The sequence below is a fragment of the Endozoicomonas sp. ONNA1 genome (assembly GCF_024606325.1).
Taxonomy (GTDB): domain Bacteria; phylum Pseudomonadota; class Gammaproteobacteria; order Pseudomonadales; family Endozoicomonadaceae; genus Endozoicomonas_A.
This window is the reverse complement of sequence record NZ_JAHHPN010000396.1, coordinates 1-10,825: the sequence shown is the minus strand read 5'-3', so window position 1 is coordinate 10,825 and position 10,825 is coordinate 1. Positions and strand designations below refer to the sequence as shown.

The 10,825-nt window shown below is 37.2% G+C and carries 3 protein-coding genes; all 3 read right to left on the bottom strand.

The features are described from left to right. Positions 1–4,146: hypothetical protein (locus KDK19_RS09115; RefSeq protein ID WP_257291786.1), on the bottom strand; the 4,146-nt coding region annotated here is incomplete at its 3' end. 376 nt (positions 4,147–4,522) lie between these two features. After that, on the bottom strand, positions 4,523–9,574 hold the full coding sequence (locus KDK19_RS09110; RefSeq protein ID WP_257291785.1) for a hypothetical protein: 5,052 nt from the start codon (positions 9,572–9,574) through the stop codon (positions 4,523–4,525). Positions 9,575–9,793: 219 nt separating this feature from the next. Then, on the bottom strand, positions 9,794–10,825 hold a 1,032-nt coding region (locus KDK19_RS09105), incomplete at its 5' end, for a hypothetical protein (RefSeq protein WP_257291784.1).

Below are 10,825 nucleotides of genomic sequence, written 5' to 3'. Positions count from 1 at the left end.
CGGTTTAGTATCCTGTAAAGTCTCACGACCAGTCTTATTGTTTGGTACTGAAGAAGCGGGATCAAGCTTCATTCTTTTATTCTTTTCATCTTTAAAAGAATCTTCAAAAGCTCCATCAATCTGATTGGTTTGTGGCGAATTAACCTCCATATTCTGAGGTGTTTCAATGCTTACTGCCGCATCAAAGTGCTCGAGTAGAGCTACTGAACTGGGGTAGTGGATAAGATAGGCTGAAGACTGATGGGGGTTGGTCAGAATTTGGGCGACGAAGAGCCTGGCTTGATCGAAATTTTGGCTTAACAACAATTGCAAAAGGAGTGCCCTTTGACTTTCAGAGAGATCAGGAAAGGTATAGTTTTTGTTTTCTAACAGAATTGCCAAAAGGTTAGGAGCAAAATTTACCCAGCGTTTCAGGTCATAAATCTCGCGATGAGCCCCATAGTCACCTTGTGTAATCACTGGAAACCAGACTCCCTGTGTCGGTACAAGCAAGGCAATAAGCTGAGCATCGCCAAATTGTTGTAATCTGCCCAACTCCGATTGAGCGAGTGAGGCTGAGTCAGTAATGACATTATTATTGAGAACGGATGGAATCACGTCAGCATCGATCCCCAATAGTAGCTCTAGTTCTTGCATCAGTTTTTCCTTGTCAGGATAATCCTGAATCGTTGAATAAATCTGACGAAGGTTATAATCCATAATCTGCCTAACTGCTTGCTGGTCCCATACGTCCCATAGGCCTGCTTGTCCTGACCGTCTATTCCGGTTGAATATCTCTGCAATGGACGAGAACATACAGTTGCCATCGCCATTAATCCTTATCAGCTCAAAACCATCGGGGACAGGGTTATGGTAATAATCGGGTTCAAAAATCTGCTTTTTGGGGTATCCCTTTTCCATCTTTTTATACAATTGCCCTACTTGTTGCCTGATGCGTTTGTCTTCTTTCATGCAAGCTTTGTGAAAAGGCTTTACCAGCGTCTCTTTTGGTTTGCCAGTGGTTCTGTTTGTCGTACGTCCTTTTCCTCTTATGGGGTTTTCAGTTTCATAAAGTTCACGACAATGGTAACAGGTTTGTCTGAAACCACCTTTTCCATTCGGAGCATTAACCAGAAGCTCTGGAGTCTTTTTCCTGAATAAAGAGATTAATTCATCCGTTTTATCTTTGCTGGAAAAAAACGAATTTTGATCTTTGCTTTTCAGTAAAGCTTGCAGTGAAGCTTTTACATCTTGAATTTTTGTTCGATCTTCGTATTTTTTCAAAACACTTAACATAAACTTATTTAAAAACTCTTCGGATTCGAAATCCAGATCGCCGGAGTAATACTTGGCGGTAGGAAACAAGTGATCAAGAAAAAGTGGCATAATATTTTTCTCACCATCAACAATCTTGCGCATATTCTTGATATTAAGCTGAAGCCCTTCAAGCTCATGGTCATAAAGAGTAAGGTCGAAAGCCTGTTTATGAAAAGAATTAAAAACTATTTTTGTGAAAAGGAAATCAACAATTTGTAGTACATTAAAAGCTACAGCAATATCTTTTTTGTTAGAAGCATAGATAGCATCCAGGCTAAATTGCTCAGGTTTTTCTATAAGCTGTTTGACTATTTCAGAACTTGCATCCAATTCGTTATGCATCAGAGCCCTGACACATGTTTCGATCAGATAGTTTAAAACGATACGATAAGTAATTTCTACCTTATCTGGAACATTCATACTGGATAAATATCTCAGGCTTGGGGTCAGATGTCCAAGAAAAAATGCCAAATCCCCGATAACATTATTGTCAATATTCCCATTAATGAGACTTTCAAAAAAAGCATTATTTTCTTTAGCAATTGAATAATTCTCGTCACTTATGAGGAGAGACATCTGAACTCTTTGCAGCAAAAACTCCAAATAGGCCTGAGTTGGCATCCATTTATCGTCCTCCGATAATAATAATGCTTTGGTAATAATGTTATTACCTAGATTTGAAACGGAGGCTTTTTTGAGGTTGTTTGGAATTTTAAATTTATATCTTGATAAATCATACATTGACATTAAAACGAATTTTTTTTCAACGTCTGACATATCATCTCTAACTTTGGGTATCCAGATATTAGGTAGGCTTCCATATTGAGTTCCCCCTCTATAGCGTTCTGTTGTCTTTTGTGTTTCTAAAGGCAAAAAAATCTTATATTGGTGAAGCATATTATTAGATTTTGCCAACTTCTTATTGTCAACAAGATGTATTTCCCATTTTATGAGTTTACGTGGAGCTCTTTTTTTAGCTAGATCGTTATGCATCAAGTGGCGAGGATTTTCTGGGATAAAATAGTTGGCATAATAAAGAGGATAAGTTTTAGCTATTTCAAAGGCTCGACTTTCATAGCCAGGAACTTTAACAATCACTGGTAGAATGTCATGTTTTTTCTTGTGTTTGTTTTTTATCTTTTCTTTTCTACCTTCTTTTTCTGCTTCTTTTTTCTTCCTTATTGCACTCCATTTCTTTATGCCATATAAAACCTTTTTAAAATTATGCTCATCCAGTTTTTTATTCTTATAATAAACGACGGGTTCATTGTTATGAGGTATTTTGAATGCAGACTTCCTCCTGGCCTCATAGATCAGATCATGAAAATTTTTAATCGAGGTAAGCTCAAATTCCAGAACTTCAGCTTCACTATACATTTTAACAGGAATAAAAATATCAGTCTTTATTGACTCTGAATCATCTGATTTATCGAATTCTGAATCCAAATCATCCATTACCAAATAATCAAAAACTGGATCATCGTCATCTTTTATTCTTTCTCGTACACTATTTGCTATCTTATTATGATTCGTTTCTATATAAAGAGGTGTGTCAATTTTTTTTGCCTGAGTATTTGCTAATATTATTTCCTCTGTAATCAAGCTCTGAGGGCTTTTTTGATGAAAATTGTATGCAAGAATACCACTTGTTTTTATATCGAAGTCAGTTGTCACACAATTGATAATATTCAAAATTTGATTTTCTATAGAAAATTTCTCTGGTCCATAATGCACACATTTTGAATAACTCCGCGACCAATTTTTGTATAAAATGCCGAGGTATTCTTTAGAGTTTCTATAACTGTTTGTCAGGAAAAGATCACTGTGAAAAAGATGATACATTTTTGGTCCATATTCAACATGAACTGTTGGTCCTTCGTTGCCTACATTGTCAAAACTAAACACTACTCTAAAAAATGCATCTTGCCACCAACCATAGGGTACTACAAAATCCAGAGATACTCTAAACATATTGTCATCATTGATACTGAATCTAAATTTGTCTGGATACCTATTATCCAGAAAGGTTTGAAGTCGATCAACTGCCATATAAATCTCTCTGGCTTTGGATGCGGAGTTTCTTATGGGTGATAACTTCGGATAGTCTGATGTATTATCGTGTGAATTTTTGGGTGAATTTTTAGGGTAAATTATTTGATCCCCATCTTCTAAGTTTCCTTGCCGGATTATATTGACATTATTTAAAACAAGTTCTCCATTACGTAGTAGATGAAGTTTACGATAAGGAGTGCTATGTGGATGTATTAATCGATAATCAAAGTCTTTGTTTTTCTCTGCCTTAATAGTACATGGTCCCAAGGATTGATATTGCCGAAATTCATAGGACAAATTTACCCAGTCTATACCCTCTGTGGGCACTTGCTCAGCTCTTTCTGATAATAATCTGTCTACATAGTCAGTAACAACACCGGCTGCTCTATTATCCTTAGTGATTTTTATGATAGCTTTTTCTTTACCGTGATGAATCATTGCCTGAACAAGATTGAAAGTTCGTAACAGGGGGTAGGGTATTCCCAACTTGGTAGTATTATCACTCCTCTTAACACTCAATTTTTCAGCTGTTTTCCTATTTTCGCTTATAAAAAAATGATTTCTTTTTCTTCTGTTAATGCATGCCATCGCTCTGTTAATGTAAAGTTCAGCTTCCCTATACAAATGTTTTGTTTTCAGCTCTCGGTCAATTTCTTCATACTCTTGAAGGGTGAGTTGTTTTAGTATGCTTATTTGGTTTTCGTTAAGTGCAAGAGCACTCCCTGACATCAGAGCTATCAATAAAATGAAATATTGAATGAAGTTTTTATTTGATATAGATAACGCAGTAAGAATCATACTTGGGAATCCCCATATATCTTAAAATTTTCTGAATTGAACGCTATTTGAGTAGCTTTACTAATCCCTGTAGACAGTCAATAGTAGCTTGTTTTGATAACATCTGTTTTACGATTGCTGCTATTCATGTATAAGTGAATAAGGCCACATGGGTTACACGACGATTACCAGCCGCCTGAACTTGCGTGGCTTTGTCAATTCTTTGAAGCAAACCCTTGTGTTCCATAAAAATTTGTCGTGAAGGGTGCGCCATATCATTGGAGATCTGATACGGTATGCGGCTAAGATTTGGAAGCCGGTAACGCCGTTCTATAGTTCCAATTACCGGCTTATGGCAAGTTTTGCGACACCCATTTCGCGGCGCCGGGAGTTTTACTTACATGGTATTGGTCGGAGTGTCTGGCATGGAAAGGAGTGCTCGAGCCCTGGTTTGAATCATTAATGATAAGGGGTTTTGGTCCTCCAAAGTTTCATGTGCAGTCTCATTGGTTGAAACGGAAGAAGCGAGGTCAAGCTTGATTCTTTTCTTATTTTCATCGATGGAAAGCGCTTCAAAAGCCTCAATCATCTGAGTCATTTGTGACGAATCAAACTCTGTATTCTGGGGCGATTCAATGCTTATTGCTACATCAAAGTGTTCCAGGAGAGCCTGTGAACTGGGGGAGTGCATAAGATAAGCTGAAGACTGATGGGAGTCTGTCAGAATTTGGGAGACGAAAAGCTTAGCTTGATCGAAATTTTGGTTTAACAACAACTGTAAAAGTAATGACCTTTGGCTTTCAGTGAGATCAGGAAAGCTATAATTTTCGTTTTTTAACAGCATAGCCAAAAGGTAAGGAGCAAAATTGACCCAGCGGTTCAGGTCATAAATCTCGTGATAAGAACCACGATGACCTTGTGTAATGACTGGGAACCAGACACCCTGTGTCGGTACTAGCAATGCAATCAGCTGGGCATCACCAAATTGTTGCAATCTGGCTAACTCCGATTGACCGAAAGAGGCTGAATCAGTAAGGACGTTGTAATCGAGAACGGCAGGAATAACGTCAGCGTCGATCCCCGATAGTAACTCAAGCTCTTGCATCAGTTTTTCCTTGTCAGGATGACTCTGAATCGTGGAAAAAATCTGACGTATGTTATCCTCCATAATTTTCCTTATTGTTTGCTGGTCCCATTTACCAGCTTGTCCTGACCGCCCAGTCCGGCTGTATATCTCTGCAATTGAGGAATACATACAGTTACCATCGCCATTAATTCTTATCAGTTCAAAACGAGATTGAATCTTTAACAATAAGGGATTGAGATCCTCTAAAGTTTGACTATCAATCTCTTTGTTTGAAACTGAAGAAGCAGAATCAGAACTCATTCTTTTACTATTTCCGTTGATGGAAAGCGCTTCTAAAGTGTGATCAATCTCCAAATTCTTGGGAGTATCAGGACTTATTGCTGCATCAAAGTGTTCCGCGAGGGCCACAGAACTGGGGTAGTGAATAAGATAAGCTGAAGCCTGATAGAAGGCTATCAGAATTCGGGAGATGAAGCCTTTCGCGTGTTCGAAATTTTCGTTTAACAACATCTGTAAAAGTGTTGCCCTTTGACTTTCAGAGAGATCAGGAAAGGTATAATTTTCGTTTTGTAACAGCATAGCCAGAAGGTTAGGAGCAAAATTGACCCAGCGCTTAAGGTCGTAAATTTCGTGAAAAGGTCCATCGTGACCTTGTGTTATCACAGGGAACCAGACACCCTGTGTCGGCACTAGCAAGGCAATCAGCTGAGCATCACCAAATTGTTGCAATAGGGCTAACTCCGACTGAGCAAAAGAGGCTGAATCAGTAATGACATTGTTATCGAGAACCGCTGGAATAACGTCAGCATTGATCCCCAACAGTAGCTCAAGCTCTTGCATCAGTTTGTGCTTGTCGGGATGATTCTGAATCGTGAAAAAAATCTGACGAAGGTTATCATCGATAATCTGCCTTATTGTTTGCTGGTTCCATTTTCCTGTTTGTCCTGACCCTCTATGCCTGTTGAAAATCTCTGCAATGGATGAGTACATTGAGTTTCCATCGCCATTAATTCTTATCAGCTCATAACCGTCAGGAACGGGAATGTGATGAAAATAGTAGGGTTCATAAATCTGTGTTTTAGGGTATCCTATTTCCATCTTTTTATATAATTGCCTTGCTTGTTCCCTGATGCGTTTGTCTTCAATCATACATGCTTTGTGAAAAGGCCTTACCAGTGGTTCTTTCGGTTTTTTAGAGCTTCGGTTTGTACGACGGCCTTTCCCTCTTATGGGATTTTCAGTTTCATAAACTTCACCGCAATGGTAGCAGGTTTGTCTGAAACCACCTTGTCCATTCGGAACATTAACCATAAGCTCAGGCGTATTCTTTCTGAATAAAGAGATTAATTTCTCCGTTTTTTCCTTACTGAAAATATCCGATTTATGTTCTGTGTTTTTCAGAAAAGATTGCAGTGAAGCTTTTATATCTTTATTTGTGGTTCGATTTAAGATTTTTTGCAAAACTTTTGAGGTAAACTTATTTGAAAAAATGTTAGTTTTGAAATCAAGATTATTGGAGTAATGCCTCGCGGCAGGTAACAAGTGACTCAAAAGTAGTGGAATAAGATTTTTCTCACCATCAAAAATTTTACGCATGCTCTTGATACTAAGCTGAAGACTTTCTAACTCATTCTCATAAAAAGAAAGATCTAAAGCTTTATTATTAAAAGGATTGAAAAGGATTTTTGTAAAAAGTAAATCAGCAATAAATAATCCATTAAAAGCTACAGCAATGCTGGATTTGATGGAAGTGTGAATATCCTTCAGGGTAAATTGATCCGGTCTTTCTATAAGTTTTTTAACTATTCCAGAACTTGCGTCAAATTCGTTATCAGTCAGAGTCCTTACACATACTTCAATGAGATAGTTTAAAACAATACGATAAATAACTTCTACCTTATCTGGAGCATTAAAACTGGATACGTATCTCAGGCTTGGAGCCAGGTGTCCAATAAAAAAGCCCAAATCCTTGATAATATTCTCATCAATATTTCCACAGATGACACTTTCAAAAAAAACATTATTTTCCTTTTCAATTGAATAATCTTCATGACTTATAAGGAGAGACATCTGAACTCTTTGCAGCAAAAGTTCCAAATGGCTATGGTTTGACAACAAATCATGGTCCTGTGTCTTTAATAGTGATTTGATTATAATATTGTTACCAAGATTTAAAACGTGCGCTTTTTTAAGGTTGTTTGGAATTTTGAATTTTCTTCTTGATAAGTCATACATTGACATTAAGGCGAATTTTTTTTCAACGTCTGACATACCATCTCTAACAGTAGGTATCCAGACATTGGCGAAACTTCCATGCTGAGCTCCATCCCTATAGCGCTCTGTTGTCTTTTGCATTTCTAAAGGTAAAAGAAATTTGTATTGATAGAGCATATTATTAGCTTTTGCTAATTTCTTTTTTTTAGCTAAATGTATCTCCCATTTTATGGGCTTGCGTACCCCGGTTACGTTATGCATCTCGTTATACGCCCAGTGACGCGGATTTTCTGGAACATAATAGCTAACTGAATGAGCTATAGCATGCTCAAACGCTAGCCTTTCATAATCAGGAACTTTAACTATCATCGACAGGATGTTATGTTTTTTATTTATTATCTTGCCTTTCTCTTCTTTCTTATTTTTTGTATTTGTCTTTTCTATGTCATATAAAACCTTTTTGAAATTATTCTCATCCAGTTTTTCATTGTTATAATAAACAACGGGTTGTACATTTTTTGCTATTTTAAATCCCGACTTATTCCTGGCCTCATAGATCAGATCATCAAGATTTTTAATCGAAGTAGAATCAAATTCTACAATTTCAGCTTCACCATGCATTTCGGCTGGAATAAAAATATCAGTCCTTATTGATTTTATCTTTTCTATATTATCGTACTCAACATCCATAACCAAATAATCGAAAGTTGGATCTTCTCCAGCTTTTACTCTTTTATTCACACTTGTTTTTATCTTATTATGATCGGTTTCTACATAAACAGAATTGTCATTTTCTATTGCTCGAGTATTGACTTTTATTATTTCTTTTGTAATCAGATCCTGAGGGCTTTCTCCATATTCATTACGTGAAAGAATACCTTCTGATCTTATATTGGAGTCAGCAGTCAGAAAATTGATAGTATTTAATATCTGCTCTTCCACAGAAAAATTTTCCGATCCATAGCGTACACGTCCTGGGCAATCAAACCACCAACGTTTGTTTAAGACGCCATTCATTATGGGAGGGCCGTCACTGAGTCTTTGAGAATTTTTATGGGTCTCCTCAATGCAAAGACGTATACCGGGAACATTGGATACTCTTGGTCCAGATATAACATAAGTGTCTGGTCCTTCGTTGCCAATATTGTCAAAAAGATAATCTATTCTAAAAAATGCATCTTTCCACCAACCATAGGGAGCTACGAAATCCAGGGATACCTTAAGCATATTTTTTTCATCGATACTGAATCTAAATTTATCTGGATACCTCTTATTAAGAAAAGTTTGAAGTCTATCGACAGCAATATAAATCTCTCTGGCTTTGGATGCGGAATTTCTCTTGGGTGATAATGGGTTAGGTTTGAATTTTTTAAAAGAGTTAGGATAGATTATTTTATCTCCATCCTTTAAGTTTCCTTGTCGAATTATATTGACATGGGTCAAAATATATTCTCCGTTGCGTAGCAGGTGTAGTGAATGGTGAGCAGGAGGGCGTCGCTGGTATAGTACATAATGTGGGTGGTCGAATGAACATATTGATTGACAATTAAAGTCTTTATTTTTTTCTGTCGTAATAACACGCGTTATTTTTTTAGCGAAATTTCGATCTTCAAAAAACACATGTACCAGCACCGTATCCATTGTGGTCTTTTGCTTAGCTTTTTCCGATAATAATCTATCTACATAGCTTTCAACAACAATGGCTGCCCTATTTTTTTTATGCGTAACCTGATCTTCATTTGTTAATTGTGTTTGCTCGGTAGATTCCACTTTACCATAGTGAATCATTGCCTGAACAAGATTAAACGTCCTGAGTAGGCTGTAAGGTATACCGAACTTGCTAGTATTGTCGTTAGCCTTAACAGCCATTTTTTCAGCTATTTCCCTGTTTTTTCTTATAAAAAAATTATTTCTTTTTCTTCTATTTATGTTTGACATCACTTTGTTAACGTAAAATTGAGCTTGTACATATAAATCTTTTTCTTTAAGCTCTCGATCAAGTTCTTCATATTCTTGAATGGTGAGCTGTTTTAGTATGCTTTTTTGAGTTTCGTTCAGTGCAAGAACACTGTCTGATATCAGGGTTATTAATAAAATGATAAAATAAATGAATTTTTTATTTGATTTAGATAAAACAGTAAGAATCATACTTGGGAATCCTTATGATATCTTAAAAGCTTCTGAATTGAACGCCGCTGGTTGAGCAGCCTTACTCATCGCAGTAGCCAATCAATAATAGTTTGTTTTAAAAAAAACCGCCTCCCAATTGCTGGTACTGATGTTTAAGTTAATAAGGCCTCATAGGTTACACGACGATTAACTGTTGCCTTAACTTGGGTCGCCTTTTGAATTCCCTGAAATATTAACTTACATAGTATTGTCTGTGGTGATAAGCAGCGCTCCAGCCGCGGTTTGAATCATTAATGATAAGGGATTGCGATCCTGTAAAGTCTCACGGTCAGTGTTATTGGTTGAAACTGAAGAATCAGCCTCTGTATTTTGGGGTGTTGCAGGGCGTACTGCTGCATCAAAGTGTTCCAGGAGAGCCGCTGAACTGGGGTAGTGAATAAGATAAGCTGAAGCGTGATGAGGGGCAATTGTAAGTCTTGAGACCAAGAGCGCAGCTTGATCGAACTTTTGGTTTAACAACAATTCTAAAAGTGTTGCTCTTTGACTTTCAGAGAGATCAGGAAAGGTATAATTTTTGTTTTGTAGCAGAATAGTCAACAGGTTGGGAGAAATATTTACCCAGCGATTAAGGTCATAAATCTCGTGATTAGGCCCGTAGTCGCCTTGTGTAATCACAGGGAACCACACACCCTGTGTCGGAACTAACAATGTAATAAGCTGGGCATCGCCAAATTGTTGTAATTTGGCTAACTCTGACTCAGCGAAAGAAGCTGAATCGGTAATGACATTGTTATCGAGAACGGCTGGAATCATGTCAGCATCGATCCCCAATAGAAGTTGAAGCTGTTGCATCATTTTTTTCTTATCAGGATGATTCTGAATAGTGGAATAAATCTGGCGGAGGTTATAATCCATAATCTGCCTTATTGTTTGTTGGTTCCATACGTCTGCTTGTCCTGACCGACCATTCCGGTTGAATATCTCTGCAATAGACGAGTACATGCAATTACCATCACCATTAACCCTTATCAACTCAAAACCATCGGGGACAGGATTATAGTGATAATCGGGTCCACGCAACTGTTTTTTGGGGTATCCCTTTTCCATCTCTTTGTATAATTGATTTGCTTGTTTCTTGATGCATCTGTCTTTTTCCATACATTTCTTGTGAAAAGGCCTTACTCTTATTTCTTTTGGTTTACCAGTTTTTTTGTTTGTCTTGCATCCTTTTCCTCTTATGGGGGTTTTAGTTTCATAAATTTCACGACA

Bases quoted from the DNA above. Each gene is read 5' to 3' on its own strand.
- KDK19_RS09110 (WP_257291785.1), bottom strand. From the start codon at position 9,574: ATGATTCTTACTGTTTTATCTAAATCAAATAAAAAATTCATTTATTTT.